Origin of the sequence: Azospirillum oleiclasticum, assembly GCF_013423485.1 — a bacterium.
GTDB lineage: Bacteria > Pseudomonadota > Alphaproteobacteria > Azospirillales > Azospirillaceae > Azospirillum > Azospirillum oleiclasticum.
Window position 1 is genome coordinate 1 of sequence record NZ_JABFFR010000070.1, and the last position, 24,464, is coordinate 24,464.

Consider the following 24,464-nt stretch of genomic DNA (forward strand, 5'->3'; position numbering starts at 1 on the left):
AAGGGCGCGCAGGCGGGCGGCGGCCCGGGCCACACGCTGGCGGTCGGCGGCGGTGCGGCGGACGCGGCTGAGGGCGGCGAAGCGGTTCAGCGCGCGCATCCGGGGCGCTGCGCGACGCCCATGCCCGGGGCTGGTCACCACATGCGCTGGCCCGCTGGCTCGCGCGGGACCTGCGGGGGTCACGCCTGCCGCGCGCCACCACCGAGGACGTCGCCCGCTGGCTGGGTGTCACGCTGACGGTCATCGACCGCACCACGCCGCCGCCCGGCACCGGGCAGGGATCATGACCACCGGCACGGCGCGTTGCGTGCCCCCGCCGGACCACGCCGGCGCTCCGGTGGTGGCGCGCACGCGGAGCGCCGCGACCGTGTGGCTCCCGGGCTTCGTGCGGGACACATCCGGACAGCGCCGGCGGGCCACCGCGAGCGGCCGGATGGCGACCGCGGCGGCGGGGTGCGCACCCGGTCCGGCCGGCGCGGAACACCCCGCCCGGCGGACCACGCCACCGCGCCACGGCCGCGCGGCTGAAAGGAGGGGCGCCATGGAGATCGACAAGCGTTCGGACGTCTGGCTGCAGTGCGCCATCGACGTCGAGATGGAGCACCGCGGCTGGGTGTCGATCCGCTGCGTGCGGCGCGTCGCCGATGCCTCGCCCGAGCGGGTCAGGCGGATGGCTCTGGATCTCTACGGGCCGGCAGCGTTCACGAAGCCGCCGCCCCGCACCCCCGCCGAGCGCCAGAAGGACGCGCGCACGCGCCGGCGGCGCGAGCACGACGAGCTGGTCGCCGCGCTGGTCTGGGCCGAGGCGAATCTGAGCGCGCGCAAGCGGGCCCAGCTCCATCAACGCTGGCCGCTCCTCGTCGGGCATTTCCCCGAGCGCTGACGCCCGCGGACACCCCGCGCCGGACGCTGTCCCAGAAGCTTTCCGTCGGGGGGGGCCGAGGTCCCGTCCGACGCGCCGGAGGCGCGTTGCCGCCCCTCTCCGTTCGTCCCCCAGGACGCGTTTCGTGACGCCGGATCGGCCCGGCTCTCCCAATGCGTGACGTCACGATCGGGCCGGCGGCACGGCCGTCTTGCCCGCCTCCCGGCGGGGGCGCATCATCGGCCCCGGATGGTGACGGGGCGCCTCGATGTTCATGGTCAGTCAGCAGGAAGCGGCGGCGATCCAGAAGGCCTTCCACGAGGGCGGCGAGTGGGCCGCCGTGGTGGAGTTGCGCCGCGTCTTCCGCATCGAGGACAACGCCTGCGCGCTCGACGCCGTGCGCGCAATCGCGCGGTGGTCGCTCACACCCGCAAAGCCACCGGCCGACCCCGCGCCCGCGCGGCCCTGACCACCCGGGAGTTCCGCATGGTCCCCCGACGCCGTCGCGCTGCCCCCGGCCCCCTGTGCACGCGGTTCCCGATCACAGGAATCCGGCGCCGGCGTGGTCCTTGAAGAGGTCGGCGTCGCGCACGTAGCCGGCCAGCACGTCGAGGGACTCGTGCCGCGACTGATCGCGCATCTTGAACAGCGACGCTCCGGTGGCGGCGGCCGAGGTGAGGAAGCCGGCGCGCAGGCTGTGGGCGCCGAACTCGGCGGCGTCGAGCCCGACGGCGGCCGCGCGCTCCTTGAGCACCAGCGCCACCGCCTCGCCGCTCAGCGCCGCCCCGGTCACGCGGTCGCCCTTGCGCATGCGGCGGAACACGAACCCCTCGCCGATGCCGCCCGCCTGCAGCCACGCTTCCAACAGGATCAACGGGCGGATGCGCAGGCCGCGCGGCACGGCGATGGTGCGGCCTTCGCCCTCCTGGTCGGTCTTCGATCTCGGGATCAGGACGCGCAGACCGTCCTCGGCGCGGGTCAGGTGCTCCAGGCGCAAGGCGGCGAGTTCGGAGCGCCGCATGGCCGAAGCCAGCCCGAAGGCGATGAGGGCGCGGTCGCGGAGGTTGCGGGCGCCGCTCTCCGGGATGGCTTCGAGGATGGTGCGCACGAGGTCGTGGGTGGCGGCCCGCTTCCTCTTCGGCGCGGTGCCATGTGTGCGGCGGATGCCGCGCAGCGTCTGTCCGATCGCCAGCGCGTCCGGCATGGCGGTGGGCGCCGGCAGGCGGGCGCGCTTGTGGTGATGGCCGATGGCGGCGAGGCGGCGCTCGATCGTGGGCACCGCCAGGCCGAGGTCCGCCTGATGGGCGAGGAAGGTGGCGACCTGGGCCGGTGCGGACGGCAGAGGCTCCAGGCCGCGGTTCGCGCACCAGCGCGTGTAGAGCTCCCAGTCGTTGGCGTAGGCGCGCAGCGTGGCCGGCGCCATCGCCGCTTCGACGTAGCGGCGCGCCGCCTCGACCTCGTCGGCGACCAGCAGACCGGGAAGCCACGGGTCGGCCGGAGCGGGGACCGGGAGGGAGGGAGGGCGGTCATCCCCGGTGGCATCGTCCATGCCGCCGCTCATGCCGGCGCAAGGTCGGTGCGGAGGACGTCATCGCCCTTGAACAGCAGGGGCTCGCCCGTGTCGGCGGCCGGGGCGTAGGCAAGGCAGTCGCCGTAATTCAGGCCGGCCGGGTGTCCGGTCCCCTTGCTGTAACGGCGGAACGCATCCAAGGCAAGGCGGGCCTGGCGCTCGCTGACCGGCTCGCTGCGGATGTCGAACTCCCGCAGCGGATCCTCCAGGGCCTCCCGGTGGGCGCCGGTCGGATCGCGGTTGGCGATCAGCCCGGCCTCGACGACATTCGCGGCCGACAGGCGGCACCCGGTGGCTGCGGCGAGCTTGGCGAGGACGGTGGCCGCCTCCGGCTCGGCCTTCAGGATGGCCACGAGGGCCGAGGTGTCGACGACCATGGCTCAGCGCGGCAAGCCGTGTTCGTCATAGAGGGCTGCGCCTGGGTCACCGTCATCGCCACCGTCCAGCGGCGGCAGCGCCTTCACCCGCGCCAGCATACGGTTGACCTTGGCCTGCTGGTCCGGAGTGAGACCGGCGGGAGCCGGCCGCTCGGCCCGGGCCAGCGCGTCGCGCACCGCGGCGCGCACGGCTTCATCGACGCTCAACCCCCGCAAGGCGGCGAGCCGGCGGGCCAGGACTTCCGTTTCAGCGCTCACCGGGATGGGAATCGGCGTCTCCTGTGTCGATCGATCCGGCACGGTCATCATGGCCATGAGCCATGGCGTGGTCACCACGGGACCATTGTGGAGCCCGTCGAACGACGCGGCAAGCCGGTCCCGCCGACGCGGCCGAAGGGCCGAGGGCCATCGCTTTGTCGCAGATCCCTTTGGTCGTGAGAAGACCGTTTATACCGACCTATCCCACCCGCCGCCGGACGCCCGGCTCCCGGTACGCCTCCATTATCGGAACAATCATTTTTTGCGCCCCCACAGACGGAAGCAAAAAGGCGCTTTACCATCATCGCGTCCTTCGGCGTGCGGTGAAGCGCCGCCGTGTGCGAATACAGGTCTCAATTGTTTATCTGAACAGAAATACGTTATTGTTGATGTGTCCGATGCCGCCTTTGCGCCCGATGCTGCGATGCTGGAAGAGCTGTCTGTCCGTAGCCTGCACCTTCACACCCTCGCAACGCTCCTCACGGATCTGGTCAGCGGGCGCGCCGTCGGCTTGGACGAAACGGGCACGCGCAGCTTCGCCCTGGAAACAGTCGAGGCGCGCTCGCTGCTGGAGTGGTACCGCACCAACGAACGGGTGTGGTCCCAGCCGGTGGCCCAGGCTCATCTCCCCGCGCTCATCGCCGCGTCGCGAATCGCGCCACCTGTGCTGGCGCCGATCTCGATGGCGACCACGACGTTGCATGCCTATGTCCCGCAACGCGTCCGCATTCACCGTTTCGGCGGTGTGCAGGAATACGATTCCGCCGACGACCTCCTGATCCAGTTCGATCGGCCGGTGCTGCTTCTGGAAGGACAGAACGGCAGCGGGAAGACGTCCATTCTCAACGCCATGGTCTGGTGCCTGACGGGCAAGCTCCACCGGGCGCAACGGCCGCCGGTCGGCGGGACCGATCCGGTGTCGCTGAGGACGGCGGACACGGCCAGCGACCCAGACGACGAGGGCGAGGAGGAGGAAGCCGGCATCGTCAGCACGGCGGTGTGTCCGGTGCCGCCCCGCGCGGTTCTGGAGAAACTGGACGGCAACACGCTGACGCAGGACACCTGGGTCGAAATCACCTTCGCCGACGCGGTGGCGCGGCGGGAGGTCACCGTCCGCCGCGCCATGACCCAGAAAAGGACAGGCAGGCCGACGGAGGTGGTCACCGGGCGCGACGAGCTGCGGCTCGACCCCGTGGCCTTCGAGGTTGGCACCGTCATGCCGGGGCTGCTGCCGCACATTCAGATCGGCACGGAATCCGGGCTCGGCAAGGCCATCGCGGAGCTGACCGGCCTCGCCCCCCTGCGCGGAATGGTCCGGCACGCGCGCCGGGCGAAGAAACGCATCGAGGAGGAGCTGATCGCCGCCTTGGAAGAAGCCAAGGAGGCGGCCGATTCCCGTTTCCTCGACAGCCGCACACTGCTGGCCAAACTGATCGGGGACCATCCAGCCATCGCGCCGGCCGCCCCTTTGACTGTGCTGGCGTCAAGCGCCGAAGCCGACCGCGAGCTGGATGACCTCACCCACCACTTTCAGCGGCTCCAGAGTGACGCCTTCGCCGACGCTAGAACGGTGCTGGGCGCCGGCTTCGACCCGGTGGACTCCCGAATGCGCCAGGAACTCGAAAGCGCCGTCGGGCCGGCCCTGGCCGCCTTGGAACTGCCGGCCATTGCCCGGCTGACCAGCGCTTCCCGCCTAGGGCAGCTGGGCAAGCTCCCGCCGGAGCAGATCGCGCAGGCGGAGGCAAAGACCAATGCGCTGCGCGGCGAGGCCGTCGCCTTGCTCGATCTTGCCGCCTCCCCGGCCCTGGAGGGCCGGATGCGGCTCTACGTGCGCGTCGCCAACTGGCTGCGCGAGAACGGCCACGCCGCCGTGCCGGACGCCTGTCCCGTCTGCCTCACACCCTTCGAGGAAGTGCCCGACCCCGCCACCGGCCGCCCGGCACACCAGCACCTGACAGAAGCCCTTCTCGAAGGGCGGGATTTTCTAGAGAAGACCCTCGCCGCCTGGGCGGAGGGAGCCGAAGGCGCGTTGGCCCGCGACCTGCCCGCCGTTCTGGCCGACGCGGTGCGCGACCCGCTGCCCGACCGTCCCGCCGACCTCCTCCGCGCCGCCTTGGCGGAGGAGCTGTTCGACGCCTCCTGCTTCACGGGTGTGCTGGCGCCCCTGCGCGGCCACGCCGAGGCGTTGTGTTCCACCCCCCTCGCCGCCCTGCCCGGCTGGACCGAGCCGCCCACCGACACGTGCCTGTCCGGCGCTCCGGCCCTGTCGGCCATCGATACCGCCCTGCGTCGCCTGGACCGAGCCATCGCCTTCGCCCGCTGGCGCAAGGCCGCCGCCTCCGAATGCGCAACCGCCTTCCGCGCCATCGTCGGCGAAGCCACGGAGCCCCGCGCCGCTGCCCCCATCCACGAACAGCCTCTGCGTCGCCAGATCCAGGCGTTGCAGGACATCGTCCGCGCCGCCACGCCGCTAGCGACCGCGCTGGGGCACGTCGCAGCGATGCGGCGCGAGCTTTTCGCGCGCCGCCAAAAGGTCGCAGAGGCCGAGCGCGCCCGCAAGACCGCCGGACATCTGGAGGAACTGTTCCCGATTGGCGACCTTGTCCAGGAGCAGCTGGAAGCGTTGCGCCGGCGGCTGGACGACCGCACGCGGGAGTGGCTGAAGCGCCTGTACCAATCGGCGACCGCCGGAACGGCGCCGACCCCGCACCGCGCCGATGTGGACGCCGCCGGGAAGCTCGCCCTGCTGGTCGAGCGCGGCGGCACCCTGGTCGCGGCCGAGCACGTCGGAAACGCGTCCTTCCTGCGCGCCTATCTGATGGCCTTCCTGATGGCCTTTTGGCACCACGTGCTGGAAACGCGCGGCGGCCTGACGCTGCTGGTCTTCGACGACCCGCAGGAGCTGATGGACCCGAACAACCGTCACCGCCTAGCGACGACTATGGGAAAGCTGGCGGACGCCGGAGCGTCGCTGCTGCTGGCGACGCACGACAGCCGCTTCGCGCTGGAGATGTGCGCCGAGATGCGGCGGCGGCGGATCATGCGCCACCTGTCGGTGCACGGCCGCAACGCGACGCGACACTGCGCCATGCTCGCCCCCTCGGTGGAAGCGCTGGAAGAGAAGCGGCGCGCCTTCCGCGACGGCCCGCAGGACGACCATCAGGCCGCGCGCGACTACGCTAACGAATTCCGCATCTTCGCCGAGGCCCGGCTGTCCGATCTGTTCGACCGGCCGGCCCACAGCCAGCCGCGCAAACCGACGCTGGAGGTGCTGATCGGCGAATTGTCCCGGCTGGCCGACGCGCCGGGCCTGTCCGGACCCGCGTTCGAGGCATTGCGGGCCGAGCCGGCCCTACGGCCGGACAGCGGCTTCCGCGCCCTGCTCAACCGCGTCCATCACGGGGATGCGCACACCGTCACCTGGAACGACGTGGACGAGCACCGCGACCTGTTCGATCGCATGCGGCGTCTGGTCATCGACGCCCATGAGGAGCACCGGCGCTGGCAAAAGCGCGACGAGGCGCCGCGCGCGACCGCACCGGCCGTGTCGCTCGATCCCATGCGCGCGCCCTCCTTCGGCACGCTCCACGCCGACCAGCGGCTGGCCGCCTTTTCCGGGAACGAGGGAGCCGGCGGCGGCGACGGGCCCGGAGAGGCGTTCTCGGACCGGTGATTCGCCGACAAAGCCCTGTTCATCCTGCGCGTCGACACGCTGGGCTTTGCGGCCCCCGCGGGTTCTGGGCTGATCGTCGCACGGACGAGTTCGGAGGTGGAGGACCATCGCCTTGTGGTGGCCCGTCACAACGGCCGTGTCTATGCCCGGCGGCTGGTGCGCAGCCCGGATCTCGCTGGCAAGGTGGTGCTGATTGCCGAAACCGAGGACCCGTTGCGCCGCCTGCCACCCGTGGTGCTGCCGGGTGACGAGGTGCACCTGCACAAGATTGTCGGCGTCGTCTTCGACCCGGCCCCGCGCCATCCCCGCACCGGGGACGAGGCCTACGCCCAGAGCTTCCATCCCCGCCTGAAGGACATCCGCAAGATCTACCGGGCGACGGGCAGCAGCGGGATTCCGCTGGTGCTCGATGGGCAGACCGTGCTGGGCGGTGCCCCCATCGCGCCGGACCGCATCGACGCGCACCGTGGCCGCCTGATCGCCGTCACGACGGAGGAGGGCGACGCCATCTTCAAGCGGGTCGGCGGGGCGCTACCCGGCATGCCGAACATCCGCCTGTTCGAGAGCGTCGGCGGCCTTGGTGACTCCTTCCTCATTGAGATGGAGGCGGTGGAAAACGCTGCCACCCGCGTGCCCCGCTTTGCCGAAGCGCACGAGGTCGTTGGCGTGCTCTACACGCAAACCAGCGAAGAGGCTTAGTCCTACAATTGAGGTTACTCGGTCATGCGGACCGTGTGGCCGCTAGGAACGGGGGTGCGGAGTGTGACCGTTGGCCGACCCGACCAGCCGACAGATGTTGTGTCCGCCCGGCCACGCTGGGATTTTGGTCGGTTGCTCGACCGACCATAACCTCTCCTCCCGCGCGAGCCCGTTGGAATCCCGTGGCAATCCGGGGCACAACCCGGCGGCACTTGGCTTTTATGGAAAGCCGGGCAATGCAACCGCGCCAGCAGGATACCTGAGCCCACTGACCGCCCTGGACATTACGATGCGTGAGACCTGTAGAGTTGTTGGCCCGGCTGGAAACCGGGGGGTTGCTGGCCAAAGTCCGCTGCGGCCGCTACCGCGTCGCCGATCGCGCCCGGCTGGAGGCGGCGGCTGAAGGAACGGACACGGGGTGAGGCGTCACCAGAGTCCGAACGCCGTTCGGACTCTGGTGACGCCCTACGCGATGAGCTGGCGCTGAGGGACCGGCGAGGGCGAGGGATAAAGGGTCACACCGGTTTCGTCCGCCGCCACCTGCGCCTCCGGGTAGGCGGCCAGCGCCAGCGACAACGGCTCCTTGAACTTCGCCCGGAACTGCCGGAGCTGCGCGTACCCGGCACCGAACTGTGCGTAGAGGGCCGCCCAGCTCACCGGGGTCGGCCGTTCGAGCTGGTGCAGGCGGTAGGCGAGCCAGACATAGACGTCGATGGCCATGCTGCGGTGGCCGATTTCGCGGATGGCGGTCTCGCGCACTGGCATGGGGTGGTCGATCAGGCTCTGGTAGAAGCCCTCGTCGAGGCGCACGGCCTCGCGCCAGAGCTGGAGCTGATCGCTGGCGCGGGTGGGCAGGATGGCATCGCGCACAAAGCTGCCGTTGGTCACCAGGGTGGCGTTATCGGTCTGGCGGTAGAAGGTCAGCCGGCACAGGCTCAGTCGTTTCGACTGCTCGCGCACGAGGCGGTAGGTCTTTCCGCCGTTGTCGATGCCCATGGTGCCGAGCCAGTGGTTCATCGACCGGCCCAGCTCGATGTCCCGCGACCGGGTCTTGACCGCCTCCGTCTGCAAGTAGAGCAGGATCATGCGGGCGATCGACCCGAAGGGCACGCCCACCGGGACATCGCTGGCGTCCACCCCGCTCTCGACCCGCAGCTTCACCGATCCGCCCTGCCGGATCCAAACGGTGTCCTGGATGTCCTTGTGGGGCAGGGCCGCCATCGCGAAGCCGGCGTGCATCACGCCTATGCGTTGCTGTTCATCGGAGAGTACGGCGTAGGCGGTCTCGACGCACTGCCGGTCCAGCTTGTCTTCGGCACGCGCTATGGCCCCGTCCCGACCGTGCAGGGCAATCAGCGTGTGGACCTGTCCCATCGGCGTGCTCCTCAACTCTGCCCGAATGTTTTTCCCGTGCCGCGGGCGGTGTCAATTCGGACTCTGGTGACGCACGCTATTAGAGGATTATTTGTTTTTATTATTAGTATGTGTCACCAGAGTCCGGTGGATAACCGCGAGTCGCGTCACCAGAGTCCGAGGACGCGTCACCAGAGTCCGAACGGTTTCTGTGGACGGCATCCCCGACTCGACCATCCGGCGCGAACGCCGTTCGCGCCGGATGGTCGATGGCGGGAGTATAGTCGATCCTATTGACTGAGTAGAACCCACTTTGTACCGTCTGCCCACTCACGAGCAGGAGGCATGGGTGGACGGAGAGGATCTGCGCGCTTTGCGCGAGCGCCTGGTCAAGACGCAGCCGGAGTTTGCCGCTTGGCTGAACGCACTGTTGCAGCGGCGCTACGACAAACAGAAGGTGTCGCGCTGGGAAACCGACCGCGAGAAGATCCCGCGCGACGTGGCGGGCGCGCTGGCCATCGCCGGCCTGGGCCTCGGCCGCCCCGACCGGCACGGTCCGGCGCTGACCGTCGCCGTCGCGCTGCAGAAGGGCGGCACGGCGAAGACCGCCACCAGCGTCAATCTGGCCTATGTGCTGGCGGCCGCCGGCAACCGCGTGCTGCTGGTGGACGCGGACAGCCAGGGCAACGCCACCGCACACGTCGGGGTGCCGGGCCAGCGGGTGGTCGAGCTGTCGCGGCAGGGCCGCACTCACTACCATGCGCTCACCGGCAAGACGACTCTGATGGCCGTCATCCTGTCGACCAGCGTGCCGGGGCTCGACCTGGTGCCCTCCTCCATCGCGTTGGCGGCGGCCGAGGCGGACCTCTACCACGAGCCCACGGGAATTGGCTCCATGGCGGAGATGCTGGCCGGGGTGAAGGCCGATTACGACTTCATCGTCATCGACTGCGCGCCGGCGCTGGGCATGGTCACCAGCGCGGCGCTGGCGGCTGCGCAGTACCTGCTGATCCCGTGCCAGACCGAGGCGCACGCCATCTTGGGCCTCGACCACCTGACCGACACCATCGGTAAGATCCGCCGCCGGGCGAACCCGGAGCTGCGGATCCTTGGCATCGTGCCCACCATGTACAGCGCCCGCCTGGGCCAGGACCGCGCGTCGCTGGAGGAGCTGCAGGAGCTGTGGGGCAGCAAGTTCCCGATGTTCGAGCCAATCCCGCGCTCCACCGTCTATAGCCAGGCGGCGGCCGCCAACATGATCACGCTGGCCGGCGATCCTGGTGCGCCGGGCGTGGAGACCTTCGTGGCCATCGCCGACGCCCTGATGACCGCCGCCGGCCTGCGGCAGGAGGTGACCCATGCCGCCTAAGTTCCAGCGCGCCGCCCGCACGCCGGCGCCCGCCACGGCCCGGGAGGAGACGCCGGAGACGAACAAACTGTTCGGCCTGTCCGGCACCCTGCCCCGCCTCGTCGAGGCGGACGTGGCGCGGATCACGCCGAACCCCGACCAGCCGCGAACGACGTTCGGCGAGGCCGCGCTGCGGTCGCTGGCGGACAGCATCGCCAAGCACGGCCTGCAACAGCCGATCCTGGTGAAGACGACCGGCACCGCCGGCGCCTACCAGCTCGTGGCCGGCGAGCGCCGCTGGCGGGCGCACCACCTCCTCGGCCGCGCGACGATCCCGGCCATCATCACCGAGGGCAGGGCGGAGGAGATCGCGCTCATCGAGAACGTGCAGCGCGTGGACCTCGATGCGGTCGATCTGGCGCGCAGCGTCCAGAGCCTGATGGACGCGCACGGCTACCGCATGGTCGACGTCGGCGCGATGCTCGGCTGCGCCGAGGCCGAGGTGTCGCGGCGGCTTTCGGTGCTGCGGCTCCCTGCCGACGTGCTCGACGAATACCGCCGCGACCCAGACCAGGTGAGCCGGTCGGTGCTGGTGGAGCTGGCCACGCTCGACGACCCCGACCGCATCCGCGCGCTGTGGCGACAGGCGCTGGCCGGGATGACGGTGCGCGAGCTGCGCACGGCAAAGCGGGGAGGGGAGGTCGACCGCCCCCAGTCCGACACCCTGACCCCACGCGCCATCGACAAGAGCCTGACCCGCGCCGTCGGCGACCTGACCCGCCTGCACGACGCACGTCCCGCCCTGTCCGACGCGCAACGCGCGAACCTGCGCACTCTGCGCGACCGCATCGACGCCCTGCTGGGAGAGTGACGCCCCCGACTTACGACGTCGTAAGTCGGGGCCTGCGACACTGAACTTACGACGTCGTAAGTGACACACTCCCGCGGTCCCCCGCCGATGGCGGTCATTCAGGCGGTCACCACTGCATCGACCCGATGTTCAAGGCGGGCCAACCGGGCGTCATCCGCCTTCGGATCGATCCGGCGGTGCACGTCCCGCACGTCCTCCGACAGCTTCTTCGCCAGCGCGCGCACCTCGTCGCGCAGCTCCCCGATGTCCAGCTCGGTGCTCTCTCCTATTGCCTGGACCGTGCGCTCCAGACTGTGGACGGCGCATGTCAGCTCCGCGAGAGATTCTCCCGTCGCGTCGGGGTGGAGCGGGCCGGCATGGTGGAGGGGCGGAGCCGGCGGGAGCGCCTCGGGCACCCGCGCGCGCCCGCCGAACTTCAGGATCAGGAAAGCCAGCAACGCGACCCCGATGCCGAGCCCGGCGAAGATCGCGAACTGTGGATCGGCGTCCAACCAGCACGCCGATCCACAGGCATGCCCTGCCGTCCAGCTCCACCCTCGCCGACCTCGACGCCGACCGGCGTCCAGGCCTTCGTCCGCTCCGCCCGCGCCCGCCCCAACTCCCGCCTGCCCGACGCGGTGCGCGACAGCGCCCCCCTCGAGATCGTCTTCGGCAACCTCGACCTGCTTGCCGAAGGACAGTCGGCCAACGCCGCCGTCCTGCTGTTCGGCCGCGCGCCGCAGCGCTGGATCCGCGAGGCCCATATCAGCATCGCCCGCTTCCGCACCATCACCAACGCCGTCGTCCACCGCGACTACATCCGCCTCAACGCCGAGGTGCAGGTCCGCCTCTACCCCGACCGCGCCGTCGTCATGAGTTTCAGGGCTACGGCTCCGCCGACGATCTCGCCGCGCGCCACCAGGGTTGCATGGCACACCGCCCCGAATGAACCGGCGCCGAGGAACGCCTCCAGGCGACATTGGTGGATGATCGACCCCACCAGGAACTTCCAGAAAGCGACCGTCTTCTCACGTTCGTTGCCGTCCACCCCTGCCCCCCTTCCTGGACGCCACACTCCATGCTCGCCGCGCGCATGGCCTTCCCCACGCGCGGTGGACCACTCACCGTCCTCAGCGCCCCAGCAACTCCTCGGTTCCGCGCAGCACCGGGACGGCCGCCGCGGCTTCCGCCGACACCGCCCGCAGCAGCGCGTCCACCCCGGCCTGGATCCTGGCGTAATCGGCCAGGACCGCGTCGGCCTCGCGCCGGGCGGCCAGGACCGGCAGGAGTCCCCGCTGCGCCTCTGCCTCGGCCCGTCGTGCCTGGGCCGCCCCGAGACGGTCCGACAGCTCACCGCGCAACGTGCGGGTCTGCACCACCCCTTCGGCCAGCCCACGGCGCTCGGCCTCCATCGCCAGCAGCCGCCCGTCCAGGACCGCCGCCGACGGGAAGCTCTCGCCCGCCGCCACGGCCGGGTAGCGCGCCGCCGTCCGAGCCGCGCGCAGGGCGGCGAGCCGCACGTCGTGCGCAGCCAAGCGCTGCGCGCGCTCGGCCACCGCCGCCTCGGTCCGCATCAGCGCGCCGGACAAGCGACCCGACAGCTCGCCGAGCTCGGCGATGCGGACCGACAGCCGATCCGCCATCGCGCGCCCGCAGGCGTCGGGGAACGCCTGACACCCGGCCGGTGTCCAGTTGCCGGTCACCAGATCCGGCACCCCCGGCATGGCGGTCGCACCCGCCATGGAGACGACGAGCGCCCCGACAGCCATCATCATCCACCACGAGTGCTTACGCACCGGCGACCGGATCATCGCGACCTTGGGCACGGCCTGCGGCGGCGCGGGCGACACCTCCGGGATCTCCAGCGGAGCGGGGGCTGGGCTCGCTGTCCGGCCCGGCTCGGACACCGTCAGGACCACCCGCCCGACGCGCAGCACATCGCCGTTGCGGAGCAGGCGGGGCGGTTCGGTCGGCCCTGGCAGGGCCCGGCCGTTGACCGAGGAGCCATTGGCGCTGTCGAGATCGCGGGCGGCGTAGCCCGAGGGCGTCAGCGCGATCTCGACATGGCGGCGCGACAGGCTGGGCCGGGTGCCGATGTCCGAGGCGGACAGGTCGATGTCGGGGAAGATGCGGTTGAAGGGGTCGGTCCGGCCGATCACGACCACGGCTTGGCGGATCGTATACCGGGCGCCCCGGGTCTTCCCTTCCGCGACCGTCAGCCGGAGCGGAGGTGGGCCATCGGTGCGCGCGTCGTCTTCACTGCGGTGCATCATCGCGGGCGTCCTTTCGCGCTTTGGCATCGGTCAGGGAAGACCGCCCATCAAGGTCGAGCGGCCGGAGGGCGGTCAGAGACTACTGGTTTCAAAGAGCAAGGTGAACGCCGCGCCGATGGTAGCGGACACGGCCGGGTTCGCCCGGGTAGCGCGCGTCCGGAGACCGGTTACTGCCGCCCGCGGTGTCAAGGCAGCCGCCATCGTCACGCCTATCGCCCGGCTCCCGTTCGAGCTACGGACCGCCATCCGGCCCGCTCTCCCCCATCCCGTGGGGAAATCGATAGGGGGCAAGCGAGAAAAGTGCGGCGTCGCGCTTGGATGCTGGTCCGCCAATCGATTCCAGCTACGGAAGTAACGCGCCATGCAGTGGCACGTTACGTTCCAGTTTCGCTCTGTGGCGCCGGAAGCAGTCCTGTTCAGTACGACAGCGTCCTGGCGACACGGAACCCGGTCGCGTAGGCACGGACGTCTGGCGCACTGCTGGTACGGTGAGCCGAGCGGAGGCATTTCGGAAGAGCGTTCCAGGCGCCGCCGCGCAGGACACGGTAGCTCCTGGGATCGTCGCCCGCCGTCCAAGCCGAACCATCGGAAGGAGCGCCGCTGTAATCACCGTGCCAAGCGTCCTCGCACCACTCCCAGACGTTCCCGTGAACCTGATACAAGCGGTAAGGGTTCGGGGCGAAGTTCTGGACCGGGACCGTCCGCCGCCGATACTCACCCGTGGCTCCGCCGCCCTCGTACATGTGGTTCGCATCGTAGTTCGCCCGGGATGGCGTGATCTTCTCACCCCACCAGAACGGCGTTGCCGTCCCTCCCCGGCCCCCGTACTCTCGCTCCGCCTCAGACGGAAGGCGGTACCGGTCCGGGCGATCCGCCAGCCCGAGACGACGGTTCAGTCGATCCAGGTACCCTTGGACATCAAACCAGGACACGTTGATGACGGGCCGATCACCGCGCCCCCAGCCTTCGTCATCAGGACGGTAACCACCTTCAGCCATGCATTCATCCCACTCCGAAAACCGCACCGCACACTCGCCGAGCGCCAAGTCGTAACCGATCCGAATCCAGTGGCGTGAGCATTCATCACGTGTGTCGCGCTCTTCCTCCTTGAATCCCATCCAGAACTCGCCACGCGGCAGCACCACCATGCGTGGAGCAAATTCCGCATCCCTGAACACGCAGCCAGGCTTCATCCACGTCCCGGAGTAAACGCGAAACGGCTCGCGAGAAGCGAAGCGCAGCTGGGCAGGGGCATCGGGCTCCTTCTTAACGGGCGCGTAGGCATTGACCAGACGCCGTGTGGTCCATCGCCGCCCAGGCTCCTTGTCCAGGCATCCGCGGATCGCTTCCTCCACGCTCTTGGGCAGATTCGGGAGCGGCAGAGGCTCATCGTCACCCAGCAGGACGTACAGCTTGCGTTCGGTCAGGTGACGCCAGGGATGGTTGCCGACAGATGCTTCCAGCGCAGTCATCCCGAGCGCCCAGGAGTCCCAGGATGGTTTGGGCGCTGGGTCGTCCAGACTCTCCGGGGCGAGGTACAGCGTCGTCCCCTTCAGCTGCGCGTAGTACCCTTCCACCGTCTGCCGCGTCAGCCCCAGGTCACCAAGCTTCCATACGTCGCCAACCTTCAGGATGTTGGCGGGCTTCACGTCGCGGTGGACCAGCTTGCGCTCGTGCAGCCACGCCAGCGCTCCGCCGACCTGCTGAAGCAGCGTCCGGATCTCGGCCTCGCTCAGCGCTCCACGCGCCAAGCGGGAAAGCAGGGTCTCGCTCGCCAGTTCCATCGCGAACCAGAAGACCCGACCGGCTTGCCCATCGGCGTCCAGCAGCTCAGCCTCGCCGGGGTGCCCAATCACCTCCACCAGATGCGGATGCCGCAGTTCGGTGGCGTTCTCCAGCTCCCGCAACGGCGACGTCCGGTCCAGGCCCGCGGGGTCGAGCACCTTCACGGCCACCGGCTTGGCGATCACCCGATCGCCCACCACCACGTCCGCCCGGTAGACCGCGCCGAAACCGCCCTGGCCCAGCAGGGCGCCCAGGTGGTAGCTCCCGATCCGCGCACCCGACAACTTGCCGACATTCACCATCGCCACGCTCCCTTTTTTCTTCTTCAGTCGCCGTCGGCGCACACCACCACGATGCCGATGTTGTCCGGCCCGCCGCCGTCGAGCGCCGCCTGGAGCCAGCGGTCGCGCGCGAACGCCGCGTCCTCCGGGACGCCATCGCCCGGTTCATCGAACGCCACCACGCCCCACAGGCCATCGCTGCACAGGAGCACGGTGTCGCCGGGTGCCAGGGTGCGGAAAGCGGCCTGCTCCCCGATGGCGGCCGACACCTGACCGCCGTCGACCTCGACGGTCATCCATTCCGGCTCGACCGCGAGCTGGCCGCCTTCGCCGCCCAGCGTCGAGAACAGGGTGTTGCGCTGGCGCTGCGTCGCCTCGGCCTCGGACTTGATGCGGCCGGTCTCGAGGTAGATCTCCGCCAGGCTCTGGTCGCGGGTCCGGTAGAGGCCCCCGCCAGCCTGGAAGTGGTACAGGCGGCTGTCGCCGGTGTAGGCATGGACGAAGCCATCCAGCGCCACCACGGCCGCCACCAACGTCGTGGCGCCCGGCCGGTGGCCAGCGGCCAACGCGTCGGCCCGGATGCGGCCGTCGATGGCGGCGAACGCATCGGCCAGCGCCCGGTACACCGCCTCCCAGTCGGCCGGTGCTCCGCCATCGGACCAGGACTTCGCCAGCTCCGCGATGCCCTCCACGGCGGCGATTGAGGCGACACCGCCGTGCCCCTCGCCGCCCAGGCCGTCGGCGACGGCCGCGACCACCGCCTCAGTCCCGTTCCACCACGGCACGACGTGGACGGTCACCGCGTCCTCGTTGACCTCGCGCGTCGGCCCCTGGTCGACCACCCAGGCGAAGGCCAGCGGGCCGCAGGCCCCCTCGCCGAGGCGTCGTTCGCTCGCAGTCATCGCCGTCACGCCCTCCGTCTGGTGGTATCCCGCTGGCGGGCCGCTTGGTAGACACGGCTCAGCCGGTCCTCGGCAGCGTACCCTTTCGACTTCAGGTCCGCGCTGATCCGTGCCGCGTCCTCGGCAACGTCCAGGTCTCCGGCCTCGCGGGCCAGCTTCTCGATCTCGGCGGCCAGGACCACCGACCGCATCGGGTCGTTGCTATGGCGGAGTTCATGGGTCAGCTCGTTGCGGAACCACCGCTTGCCTTCTGTCGCCACCTCCCTGTCCTCCTGGCTTATCAGGAGCCATTCGCGGGTGAAGTTGATGGTCGCCGACGCCTCGAAGCGCTTCCCGAACGCGTCGACCGTCACATGGGCGACCTCCCTCGGCTCCTGCCGCCAGCTGTCACCGGGGGCCGGAACGAACAAGCGGACCAGGAAGTCGTTGTCGCCTGCCTCCAGCTCGCCGAGCGGAGCCGTCCAGTCATCCCCGCCGCCACTCAGCGGCAGCTTCCTGTAAAGCGGCTTGATGCGGCAGGCGCCGTCGAGGCGCACCTTGCTGTGGGACGCCTGCCCGGCCTGCTGCCCCTTCTTGCGCATGTCCCCAGCCAGGCGGATGCACAAGGTAGCCCCCGTGTCGACAACGGACTGCGCGGGCGCCAGCAGTTCCAGGAGGCGCCCGGCCAGAGCCTCGGCGGTCTCGGCCTGGAGGAACGCGCCACCCCCGCGCTCGCACAGGTCGAACAGCAGGCCGGAGTGGAATGCCGTGGCTGGTCCCAGCCCGATGGCGGCCAGGGTGACGCCACGTGCCGCCAGCGCGTCGGCCTGCCGCCACAGGCCGGTGAAGTCGGTGACCTGGCGCCGGGTGCCATCGTAGGGGAAGCCGTCGGTGACGAGGATCGCCAGGCGCGCCGATGTGGTGTGGCCCTCGGTCATCGACGCCAGGCGGTCGAGCGCCAGGTCGATACGCGTGCCGTAGCCGGTCGTGACCTCGCGCAGGGTGCGGTCCAGCACCCCGGCCGCCTCGCTGCCCGGCACCCGGTTCACGACCGGCATGGTCTCGCCGTGGAAGATGCCGAGGCTGAGGCGGTCGTCCGGCCGCAAGGCGCGGGCGACGATGCCGCAGGCTTGCTTCGCCCGCTCGAACATCGTCCCGCGCATCGAGGAGCTGGCGTCGAGCATCACCGCGACCTCCAGCGCGCGGCGCGCGCGGGCCGACTCCGGCGTCAAGCGAATGCGCAGGATGCGAGCCTCGTCGGACAGGATGTTCTGGTGGGGGCGGTCGAAGGAGAGCTTCAGCATGGCCTGCCGTCCGTTGTTTTCCGCGGTCTTGAAGCGAGGTGCCGGGTTGACCCTGAGGAAGGACGGCCGCCCGCCAGAGGCGAGCGGCCAAGTGCCTTACAGGTTACCGGTTTCAAGGAAGCGGGTGAATGCCGGGCTATCCGCCACGGGAGCCGCCTGGTTCACCTTTGCCGAGCGCATGAGGTCTTCGGTCGACCCCATCAACGACGTCAGGCTCTGAACCTGGCGTTCGCTCGACAGCAGCGTGCCGTCGATGCTGGAGATCGCTCCCGAGACGTCGGCCAGCACACCGTTGGCCCGCACGATTTCGATCTGGGCCGGGATCAGCGCCAAGGCCGACTTGACCTCACCGCGGCTGATCAGCAGCTCATCCAGGCGCTTGCGCAGGTTCTCGTGCTGGCTGCGGGCCTGGCCGAGGACCGCGGTGAGCGACTCACGCTCGCGGAACAGCAAGGTGAGCTGCGTGACAAGGGCGTCCTTCGGATACGTCCGGCCGACGAAGGGGATGGGCTTGGCCGGGTCGGTTGCCTGCTGGACCAGGTTGCGCCCCTCCTTGAGCAGGAGGTCGTTCTGCCCCACCACCACCTGGCGTTCGCTGATAATGGCTGCCACCCGCTCGGTCTGGCCGCGCACCGCATCGACCGCCGTCTCGATCGCAGTCTGGGCCTTCTCCAGGCTGGCCGCCCGCGCCTTCAGGCAGGGCTCTGGCGAGGCCCGGCAGGCGTCTTCCGTCCAGCCGCCGGTGGCGTCACGGAGCCACGCCCCCACCGTTCCCACCACGCCACCGGCGCCGCCCGCCGGGAACACCACCGCCATGCCGAGCACCGCCGCCGCGGCGACCAGCGCGGGCTTGGCGAAGCGGAGCAGCGCCCCGCTCAGCGCGACGCCCGCGACCGCCACGGCCGCCACCACCAAAATCACGTCCATCGTCATCGCCCGTCTCCGTTGAAGGCTCCGGGCCGCCGTCCGGCCCGTTACCCCCTTCCCGTGGGGAATTCGGAGGAGGGAGATGGAAAAATGCGACGAGCGGGAGCGGTTCCGAGAAATTGATCCGGCCGGGAGTCTGAGATGGTCAACTTTCGGGCTGAAAGATGAGGCAGCTTGAGGGATGGAGAGCTTACGAGGAAAGCGTCCTGGCGATGCGGAAGCCGTGGATGGAGCTTGTGCTGAAAGGCGCGCTTCCGATGCGGAACGCCGAACGGAGAACCGCCGGATGGCTGTGCCAGGAACCACCGCGCAGGATACGGAGATCCTGATCGCCGCCGACAACCCAGGCCGAGCCGTCCGTCGGGGCACCAACGTAGCTCCGGTGCCAGACGTCCTCGCACCATTCCAAGACATTTCCATGAACTTGGTACAGGCCATATGGGTTTGGTGAAAAACTCCGAACCGGGACCGTCTGCTGCCGATAGATCTCCCTCAAGCCGCCCCCCGCATACACGCATTTTCCATCGTAGTTCGCTTGATCTGGCGTTATCTCCAAGCCCCACCAGAAAGGCGTGTCGGTCCCGCCTCGGCACCCATACTCCCACTCCGCCTCCGACGGGAGGCGGTAGCGGTCCGGGCGATCCGTCAGCCTAAGGCGACTGTTAAGCCAGTCGATATACCTTTTCACATCGAGCCACGACACATTGATGATCGGCCGATCGTCGCGACCCCAGCCCTCGTCACCCGGGCGAAAATTGCCATCATCTGCGTACGCGTCCCACTCGGAGAAGCTCACCGCGCACTCCCCTAGTGCCAGATCATATCCGATGCGCACTTTGTGGCACGGGCTTTCGTCGGCAAAGCGCTCTAGCTCATCCTTCTTGGACCCCATCCAGAACTCTCCCCGTGGGAGCACCACCATCCGTGGCGCGACTTCAGCGTCTTGGAATACGCAGCCAGGATGCCTCCATGCTCCCGAGTGGACGCGCCACGGCAGATCGGGAGCCAGGCGCGCAGATGGTGATGCGTGCGGCTTCGCCCCCCCGGTCCCGTTCGATGTGGCTCCGCCGGCGTTGGTCCCGTCAGCAAGACGCTGAGCGGTCCACCGCCGACCCGGCTCCTTATCCAGGCACCCCCTGACCGCGGCCTCCACACCCTTCGGAAGTTTCGGCAGGGGCAGGGGCTCCTCGCTGCAAACCAGCGTGTACAGCTTGCGTTCGGTCAGGTGACGCCAGGGATGGCCGCCCGTCACCGCCTCCAGAGCGGCCATTCCCAAAGCCCACATGTCCCAGCACGCCTTCGGCGCCGCATCGTCAAAGCTCTCGGGTGACAGGTACAGCGTCGTCCCCTTCAGCTGCGCGTAGTACCCTTCCACTGCTTGCCGGGTCAGGCCGAGATCACCAAGCTTCCATACGTCGCCAACCTTCAGGATGTTGGCGGGCTTCACGTCGCGGTGGACCAGCTTGCGCTCGTGCAGCCACGCCAACGCCGCGCCGATCTGCCGGAGCAGGGTTCGGGTCTCTGCCTCGTCAAGCGCGCCCCGCGTCAGGCGGGAAAGCAGGGTTTCGGTCGCCAGTTCCATCGCGAACCAGAAGACGCGCCCGGAATCGCCTTCTGCATCCCGCAGTTCAGCCTCGCCGGGATGCCCAATCACCTCCACCAGGTGCGGATGACGCAATTCGGTGGCGTTCTCCAGCTCCCGCAGCGGCGACGTCCGGTCCAGGCCCGCGGGGTCGAGCACCTTCACGGCCACCGGCTTGGCGATCACCCGATCGCCCACCACCACGTCCGCCCGGTAGACCGCGCCGAAGGTGCCGAAACCCAACAAGGTGCCGAGGTGGTAGCTTCCAATCCGCGATCCCGACAGCTTCCGCACATCCACCATCGCCAGACGCTCCCCTGCCGGCCCATCGCAATTTTTTCGCGGCGTGCCGCTCCGTTTCCCCACGGTATACGGAATGGGTAGGCCGCCCGAAAGTAGGAGACTGCGATGAGGGATGACGAACAGTTCTGGTACCAGCACCCGAGTGGCTGGAAGGTTGTTGCCCGGAACCTGAGGCGCGCCGCGGAGGATAAATTCGAGATCCTGCGCAGCTATTGCAGCCTCTCCAGTGACGATACCGAGGGGAATCGGTCGATTGCCGACAGGTATGTCGCAGCAGTGATGAAGATGATCGACGTTTACGCGGCCAGAGATCCAGCCGAGCGTGACATCGATGATGACGCCGATGGGAATGCGATCGGACTCGAAGCCGTCAAGATGTCGGCCGGGGACATGGCCGAGCGCGAGTGGATGCGGCGGCCCTGGGTCTGGGCCTTGCGCCTCTTCGACCAGCCCGGGTTGCTCGCCAAGGCGCTGGCGGAAAGCCAGCCTGCGATCTGCGGCCACAAGGACGACGTCAAGCCGGAAGCCGCCCTGATGAAGACGGTGCTGAACTGGGCCTTCCACGCTCGCGCCCGGCTGCTCAAGCCGGATGAGCCGAACCGGCTGCGGGTGTGGAACGAGATTCTGGAGTCAGACCGGTGGGTGACCAAGTCCTATGGACCACCGGAGCATCCGCTCGAGAGAGACCACCTCCTGCGCGTCCATCATGAGAACCGGCTCAAAGTCGAAGCAGGCAACAAGAACGTCCCGCGCACCATCAAGACCTTGACCGAATATTACCTGGAGTTCGACCAGCGGTGCCGCGTCATCTCCATGACCATGGACGATGGAAGCGACCTCGACCGCCCCGATGCATCCCCCGAGCAGATCCGTGATTTGATGCGGTACGCCGGTTTCTCGATCGAACTGCGGGACGAGCTGATGAAGATGCCGACAAAGGTGCGACCAGCATTCGAGCACTGGATGTCGCTGGAACTGCGGGACATCACTGGCAAACAGCGTTCCGGCGAGATCACCGCATTCCGCAGGAAACACGGCTTGAAGAAGGTCGAGTACGACCAACGCGTCGAGAGCGGCAAGGCTCGTCTCTACAAAGCGTTCAAAGACACGTTCAGCGTGAAGGGAAGGCAATAGCCATGAACACCGACAAGCAGAACCTGCTCCTCATCGCCGCCGCGCTCGACGCGCAGCCGTGGGACTCCTTCGCCGCGGTCCCGGACGTCGACCGCTATGCCCGGGCCCTGTCCGGCGAGGCCCCGCTGTCCGACGCCGAGAAGCGCCAGCTGTGGCGCTCTCCGGCCGCCCGGACGAACTTCCTCGAGGCGCGCCAGGAGCGCATCGACGCGACCGCCGCTCATTGGGCTGCTTCCCGCTTCACCACCGAGGGCTGGCGCCAGGCCGCCGACTCGTCCGGCGCGACGACGGCGATGGTCCAGGTCACCGACTTCACCCTGACCGTCCAGCGCGACATTTCCGACCCCGACGAGCCGGACTGGATCCTCGTACTCACCCTCAGCGAACGGATGCGGACATCGCTGCCCGCCGGGTCGCGTGTCCGCGCCGTCGACACCGGCGGCGTGACTTGGCTCGAGGGCGAGCCCGACGTCACCCGCATCGTCTCCGGGCTCTGGTCCCACGACAGCAACCCGGTCGAACGCCTGAAGACGTTCGGCATCCGCATCGAACCCGCGTAATCGGAGGCAGGGCCATGGCGAAGGTATTCTTCCCGATGACCGGGAACAAGGATCTGGCGACGGTGGATTGCCTGCCCAACGACACGCCCCAGCCGACCGACGCGGTCGCCCAGGTCATCGGGCACCCGACCTGGATTAAGGAGGTTCTCCGGACATTGACGGCGGCACGCTCGGGCACCGGCCACGACATCGGCCGCAAGGTCAAGGTCAAGTTCCGGCAGGCGGAGAACTGCGACGGCAACAGCTTTCAGCTCGCCCTGGCCGTGTCCGACCGCATGCTCCTAGAGGGCGCGCCGCCGGGCAAGGGCCGCGTGTTCGCCACCGGAGAGATCGACCCGGCAGGCGAAGGTGCCGTCCTGGCGATCGATGGGTTCGACGCCAAGATCGAGCTGCTCCTTGATCGGGCCGACCCCGGCGATGTCTTCGCCTTTCCGCTCAAGAATCTCCAGAAGCCCGAGGAGGTGACGCAGAAAACGTTGGATGGCTTGGCCGCCCTCAGGGAACGAGGGCTCATCGTCTGCCCGGTGGGACACATCGAGGAACTCGGTTTCTTGTGGACGGCCGGGAAGTCGGGGGCATCCGGCGGGTCGGCCGTCGCGGCGCCGATGTGACCGATGGAGCTCACCACGGAAGCAGACGGCCTCACGGTGGGCGTCCCGGATGAGAGGAGCCTCCTCGTGGATCTGCGGCGAGATTTCGACACCAATGCGGAAAGCCCGACCGGGCCGGTTCTCGAGCTCACGGCCGATTCTCGTGACGAACAAGAGGGGGCGAGGAGAATGGTTGATGTGACACGGCTCCAGGGTGTGCGGCTAGGTAGCTACGTTCTCGGTGACCGGCTAGGGCATGGGTACTTCGGTGCGGTCTATGCGGCCGAAGTGGTGGTCGGCGGCGAGGTCATCGCAAAGCCGGTCGCGGTGAAGGTGCTCAACCCGGCTCTGCTCGACCCCGGTGATCCGCTGCGCGAGCTGCGGAACGCCATGCATCTGCGCCATCCCCACCTGATTGCGGTAGAGGGGCACCCCGGCGAGACGGTGGTGACCGCGCACGGCGTCACGGGTTCGGTGTTCTGGTTCGTGATGGAGCGGGCCGAGGGCACGCTCGCCGCCCGCCTCGAGCGGGGACCGCTTACCGAGGTGGAGATCGACGCCCTGATCCGGCAGGTTGGCGGGGCCCTGGCGTGGCTGCACCGCGAAGGCTGGGTTCACCGGGACGTGAAACCCGGCAACATCCTGCGGGTTGGCGACGTATGGAAGCTGGGCGACCTCGGGCTGGCGCGGATGGCGGTGGACGGTCCCTATGCCCAGGCCAAGGGCACGACGGTCTACCTCGCCCCCGAGAGCTTCGAGCGTCCAGCGCCGCAGCCGTCCTGGGACGTCTGGGCGTTCGGCTTGACCTTGCTCGCTGCATTCGGCGGTCGGCACCCGGCCGACGGGAAGTCGGATCGGGAATGGCTGGAGACGCTGTTCGCGGAGGAAGCGCTGCCATTGCCACCGCTCGCCTTCAGGCTGGAGGAGATCGTGGCGGGGTGCTTGGAGAAGGCGCCCGAACGCCGATGGACGGCGCAGAGGCTGGCGGCATTGCCCTACCACGCACTCCGTCACCCGGCCCTGGCGGCCTGGGCGTACGAGCGGGGCGGCGTCGATCACCCGGACTGGCGCGACAGCCACCTGGTTACCGCCTCATCGCGGTCGCCGGAGGACGCCCAGGGCTTCGCGGAATGGCAGGCTGGCATCGCATCCCCGACGGACGCCGCCCTCACCCGCGGGATGTGGATCAAGCAGTCGGATACCGGACGCCTGTTTGCCGTCCGATTCCGCCCTGATGGCACCTTCCACGAGGTCGACATCGCCGCCGACGGCCGGACCATCACCGGCCGCTGGTCACGGACCGGTGACCAGATGCAGACGTACGTCGTCTTCCAGGACGTCCACTATCATCTTTATTGGCTGGTTCGGACCTCATGCACCAGCCATCACGGCATCGAGTACGTGGATGACGCCTGCGCACCGGCCGCCCACTTCACCATCCGCCACTATGAGGACTTCCCCGGCTGATCGGCCTCGCTGTAGCCGGTGAGGGGATGGAGGCGCAAGCTGCGCGTCATGCTTAGAGCATTGATGTACAATGATTCATCATCATAACGAGGTCACGCCATAGAACGGGCAGGATTATACGCTAAGCGGACAAAGAGCGAACATCAGGCTGCGATGGCATCCGTCGTGGTCCGGAGCCGGCGATATCCGTCCGCCTCCAATTCGGGGGGCGCGCTCCAGAGATAGTCGCCAGTCAGGTTGATGTGCTGCCAGCCCAGAGGCGCGGGGAAGCCGAGCAGGCTGTCGTCGATCGTCTCGCCCCGCGCGCGCAGGATTGTGATGGCGCGCTGCATGTAGACGGTGTAACTGCTCAGAGGGGTGGCCTGTGATGGGTTCTGTCGGGCCTGA

The 24,464-nt window shown here is 69.0% G+C and carries 23 protein-coding genes; 10 read left to right on the plus strand and 13 right to left on the minus strand.

Annotated elements, in window-relative coordinates:
• Nucleotides 1-541 precede the first annotated feature (541 nt).
• Both HL658_RS35490 and HL658_RS35495 read left to right on the plus strand, forming a co-directional pair.
• Nucleotides 542-883: a hypothetical protein gene (locus HL658_RS35490; RefSeq protein WP_180287734.1), complete on the plus strand. Its 342-nt coding sequence runs from the start codon at nucleotides 542-544 to the stop codon at nucleotides 881-883.
• Nucleotides 884-1,130: 247 nt separating this feature from the next.
• Nucleotides 1,131-1,331 (plus strand): hypothetical protein, encoded by a 201-nt coding sequence (locus HL658_RS35495; protein WP_180286861.1) that lies wholly within the window; start codon nucleotides 1,131-1,133, stop codon nucleotides 1,329-1,331.
• A gap of 72 nt (nucleotides 1,332-1,403) precedes the next feature.
• On the opposite strand, the gene HL658_RS35500 is transcribed toward HL658_RS35495, so the two are convergent.
• Genes HL658_RS35500 through HL658_RS35510 form a run of 3 tightly spaced genes read right to left on the minus strand, consistent with a single transcriptional unit; the run spans nucleotide 1,404 to nucleotide 3,124 of the window.
• Nucleotides 1,404-2,411, minus strand: a complete 1,008-nt coding sequence (locus HL658_RS35500) for a site-specific integrase (RefSeq protein WP_180286862.1) — start codon at nucleotides 2,409-2,411, stop codon at nucleotides 1,404-1,406.
• Nucleotides 2,412-2,419: 8 nt separating this feature from the next.
• Nucleotides 2,420-2,809: a type II toxin-antitoxin system VapC family toxin gene (locus HL658_RS35505; RefSeq protein WP_180286863.1), complete on the minus strand. Its 390-nt coding sequence runs from the start codon at nucleotides 2,807-2,809 to the stop codon at nucleotides 2,420-2,422.
• 3 nt (nucleotides 2,810-2,812) lie between these two features.
• On the minus strand, nucleotides 2,813-3,124 hold the full coding sequence (locus tag HL658_RS35510) for a type II toxin-antitoxin system VapB family antitoxin (protein ID WP_180286864.1): 312 nt from the start codon (nucleotides 3,122-3,124) through the stop codon (nucleotides 2,813-2,815).
• On the opposite strand from HL658_RS35510, the gene HL658_RS35515 reads away from it, so the two are divergent.
• Nucleotides 3,123-6,740, plus strand: a complete 3,618-nt coding sequence (locus HL658_RS35515; RefSeq protein ID WP_180287735.1) for an AAA family ATPase — start codon at nucleotides 3,123-3,125, stop codon at nucleotides 6,738-6,740. The genes HL658_RS35510 and HL658_RS35515 overlap by 2 nt on opposite strands.
• Nucleotides 6,741-6,836: 96 nt before the next feature.
• On the plus strand, nucleotides 6,837-7,439 hold the full coding sequence (locus HL658_RS35520) for a S24/S26 family peptidase (RefSeq protein ID WP_180286866.1): 603 nt from the start codon (nucleotides 6,837-6,839) through the stop codon (nucleotides 7,437-7,439).
• Nucleotides 7,440-7,904: 465 nt separating this feature from the next.
• Here HL658_RS35520 and HL658_RS35525 read toward each other — a convergent pair whose 3' ends face one another.
• Nucleotides 7,905-8,813, minus strand: coding sequence for a replication protein RepA (locus HL658_RS35525; protein WP_180286867.1), 909 nt, complete (start codon nucleotides 8,811-8,813; stop codon nucleotides 7,905-7,907).
• A gap of 328 nt (nucleotides 8,814-9,141) precedes the next feature.
• On the opposite strand from HL658_RS35525, the gene HL658_RS35530 reads away from it, so the two are divergent.
• Both HL658_RS35530 and HL658_RS35535 read left to right on the plus strand, forming a co-directional pair.
• Nucleotides 9,142-10,161, plus strand: coding sequence for an AAA family ATPase (locus HL658_RS35530; protein WP_180286868.1), 1,020 nt, complete (start codon nucleotides 9,142-9,144; stop codon nucleotides 10,159-10,161).
• Entirely contained in the window at nucleotides 10,151-11,011 is an 861-nt protein-coding gene (locus HL658_RS35535) for a ParB/RepB/Spo0J family partition protein (RefSeq protein WP_180286869.1), read from the plus strand. The genes HL658_RS35530 and HL658_RS35535 overlap by 11 nt, the downstream gene beginning before the upstream one ends.
• A 98-nt stretch (nucleotides 11,012-11,109) precedes the next feature.
• On the opposite strand, the gene HL658_RS35540 is transcribed toward HL658_RS35535, so the two are convergent.
• The 8 genes from HL658_RS35540 to HL658_RS35575 all read right to left on the minus strand — a co-directional run bounded on the left by HL658_RS35540 (nucleotide 11,110) and on the right by HL658_RS35575 (nucleotide 20,326).
• The gene (locus HL658_RS35540; protein ID WP_180286870.1) at nucleotides 11,110-11,799 is read right to left on the minus strand and encodes a hypothetical protein; all 690 of its coding nucleotides are present in this window, start codon (nucleotides 11,797-11,799) and stop codon (nucleotides 11,110-11,112) included.
• A 41-nt stretch (nucleotides 11,800-11,840) separates the two neighbouring features.
• Nucleotides 11,841-12,038, minus strand: a complete 198-nt coding sequence (locus tag HL658_RS35545; RefSeq protein ID WP_180286871.1) for a hypothetical protein — start codon at nucleotides 12,036-12,038, stop codon at nucleotides 11,841-11,843.
• Nucleotides 12,039-12,120: 82 nt separating this feature from the next.
• Nucleotides 12,121-13,263 (minus strand): FHA domain-containing protein, encoded by a 1,143-nt coding sequence (locus HL658_RS37920; protein WP_180286872.1) that lies wholly within the window; start codon nucleotides 13,261-13,263, stop codon nucleotides 12,121-12,123.
• Nucleotides 13,264-13,679: 416 nt separating this feature from the next.
• Nucleotides 13,680-15,350: a bifunctional serine/threonine-protein kinase/formylglycine-generating enzyme family protein gene (locus HL658_RS35555; RefSeq protein ID WP_180286873.1), complete on the minus strand. Its 1,671-nt coding sequence runs from the start codon at nucleotides 15,348-15,350 to the stop codon at nucleotides 13,680-13,682.
• A gap of 23 nt (nucleotides 15,351-15,373) precedes the next feature.
• Nucleotides 15,374-16,231, minus strand: coding sequence for a PP2C family protein-serine/threonine phosphatase (locus HL658_RS35560; protein WP_180286874.1), 858 nt, complete (start codon nucleotides 16,229-16,231; stop codon nucleotides 15,374-15,376).
• A 5-nt stretch (nucleotides 16,232-16,236) separates the two neighbouring features.
• Nucleotides 16,237-17,514 (minus strand): VWA domain-containing protein, encoded by a 1,278-nt coding sequence (locus HL658_RS35565; RefSeq protein WP_180286875.1) that lies wholly within the window; start codon nucleotides 17,512-17,514, stop codon nucleotides 16,237-16,239.
• 96 nt (nucleotides 17,515-17,610) lie between these two features.
• A complete protein-coding gene (locus HL658_RS35570; RefSeq protein ID WP_180286876.1) occupies nucleotides 17,611-18,447 on the minus strand; it encodes a hypothetical protein in 837 nt (278 codons plus the stop codon).
• A gap of 184 nt (nucleotides 18,448-18,631) precedes the next feature.
• Nucleotides 18,632-20,326 carry a bifunctional serine/threonine-protein kinase/formylglycine-generating enzyme family protein gene (locus tag HL658_RS35575; RefSeq protein ID WP_180286877.1) on the minus strand — a complete coding sequence of 565 codons (1,695 nt, stop codon included), beginning with the start codon at nucleotides 20,324-20,326 and terminating at the stop codon, nucleotides 18,632-18,634.
• A 105-nt stretch (nucleotides 20,327-20,431) separates the two neighbouring features.
• Between HL658_RS35575 and HL658_RS35580 the strand changes: the two genes are divergently transcribed.
• The 4 genes from HL658_RS35580 to HL658_RS35595 are packed head-to-tail and all read left to right on the plus strand — an operon-like array spanning nucleotide 20,432 to nucleotide 24,077.
• Entirely contained in the window at nucleotides 20,432-21,460 is a 1,029-nt protein-coding gene (locus HL658_RS35580; protein ID WP_180286878.1) for a hypothetical protein, read from the plus strand.
• Nucleotides 21,461-21,462: 2 nt separating this feature from the next.
• A complete protein-coding gene (locus HL658_RS35585) occupies nucleotides 21,463-22,020 on the plus strand; it encodes a hypothetical protein (protein WP_180286879.1) in 558 nt (185 codons plus the stop codon).
• Nucleotides 22,021-22,034: 14 nt separating this feature from the next.
• Nucleotides 22,035-22,631, plus strand: coding sequence for a hypothetical protein (locus tag HL658_RS35590; RefSeq protein ID WP_180286880.1), 597 nt, complete (start codon nucleotides 22,035-22,037; stop codon nucleotides 22,629-22,631).
• Nucleotides 22,632-22,634: 3 nt separating this feature from the next.
• The gene (locus HL658_RS35595) at nucleotides 22,635-24,077 is read left to right on the plus strand and encodes a serine/threonine-protein kinase (RefSeq protein WP_180286881.1); all 1,443 of its coding nucleotides are present in this window, start codon (nucleotides 22,635-22,637) and stop codon (nucleotides 24,075-24,077) included.
• Between the two features lie 143 nt (nucleotides 24,078-24,220).
• On the opposite strand, the gene HL658_RS35600 is transcribed toward HL658_RS35595, so the two are convergent.
• Nucleotides 24,221-24,464, minus strand: a 244-nt coding sequence (locus HL658_RS35600; protein ID WP_211109934.1) for a Tn3 family transposase, incomplete at its 5' end; no start/stop codon positions are given.

Bases quoted from the DNA above. Each gene is read 5' to 3' on its own strand.
- HL658_RS35490 (WP_180287734.1), top strand. From the start codon at position 542: ATGGAGATCGACAAGCGTTCGGACGTCTGGCTGCAGTGCGCCATCGAC.
- HL658_RS35495 (WP_180286861.1), top strand. From the start codon at position 1,131: ATGTTCATGGTCAGTCAGCAGGAAGCGGCGGCGATCCAGAAGGCCTTC.
- HL658_RS35500 (WP_180286862.1), bottom strand. From the start codon at position 2,411: ATGGACGATGCCACCGGGGATGACCGCCCTCCCTCCCTCCCGGTCCCC.
- HL658_RS35505 (WP_180286863.1), bottom strand. From the start codon at position 2,809: ATGGTCGTCGACACCTCGGCCCTCGTGGCCATCCTGAAGGCCGAGCCG.
- HL658_RS35515 (WP_180287735.1), top strand. From the start codon at position 3,123: ATGAGCCATGGCGTGGTCACCACGGGACCATTGTGGAGCCCGTCGAAC.
- HL658_RS35510 (WP_180286864.1), bottom strand. From the start codon at position 3,124: ATGGCCATGATGACCGTGCCGGATCGATCGACACAGGAGACGCCGATT.
- HL658_RS35525 (WP_180286867.1), bottom strand. From the start codon at position 8,813: ATGGGACAGGTCCACACGCTGATTGCCCTGCACGGTCGGGACGGGGCC.
- HL658_RS35535 (WP_180286869.1), top strand. From the start codon at position 10,151: ATGCCGCCTAAGTTCCAGCGCGCCGCCCGCACGCCGGCGCCCGCCACG.
- HL658_RS37920 (WP_180286872.1), bottom strand. From the start codon at position 13,263: ATGATGCACCGCAGTGAAGACGACGCGCGCACCGATGGCCCACCTCCG.
- HL658_RS35555 (WP_180286873.1), bottom strand. From the start codon at position 15,350: ATGGTGAATGTCGGCAAGTTGTCGGGTGCGCGGATCGGGAGCTACCAC.
- HL658_RS35560 (WP_180286874.1), bottom strand. From the start codon at position 16,231: ATGACTGCGAGCGAACGACGCCTCGGCGAGGGGGCCTGCGGCCCGCTG.
- HL658_RS35565 (WP_180286875.1), bottom strand. From the start codon at position 17,514: ATGCTGAAGCTCTCCTTCGACCGCCCCCACCAGAACATCCTGTCCGAC.
- HL658_RS35570 (WP_180286876.1), bottom strand. From the start codon at position 18,447: ATGACGATGGACGTGATTTTGGTGGTGGCGGCCGTGGCGGTCGCGGGC.
- HL658_RS35575 (WP_180286877.1), bottom strand. From the start codon at position 20,326: ATGGTGGATGTGCGGAAGCTGTCGGGATCGCGGATTGGAAGCTACCAC.
- HL658_RS35580 (WP_180286878.1), top strand. From the start codon at position 20,432: ATGAGGGATGACGAACAGTTCTGGTACCAGCACCCGAGTGGCTGGAAG.
- HL658_RS35585 (WP_180286879.1), top strand. From the start codon at position 21,463: ATGAACACCGACAAGCAGAACCTGCTCCTCATCGCCGCCGCGCTCGAC.
- HL658_RS35590 (WP_180286880.1), top strand. From the start codon at position 22,035: ATGGCGAAGGTATTCTTCCCGATGACCGGGAACAAGGATCTGGCGACG.
- HL658_RS35595 (WP_180286881.1), top strand. From the start codon at position 22,635: ATGGAGCTCACCACGGAAGCAGACGGCCTCACGGTGGGCGTCCCGGAT.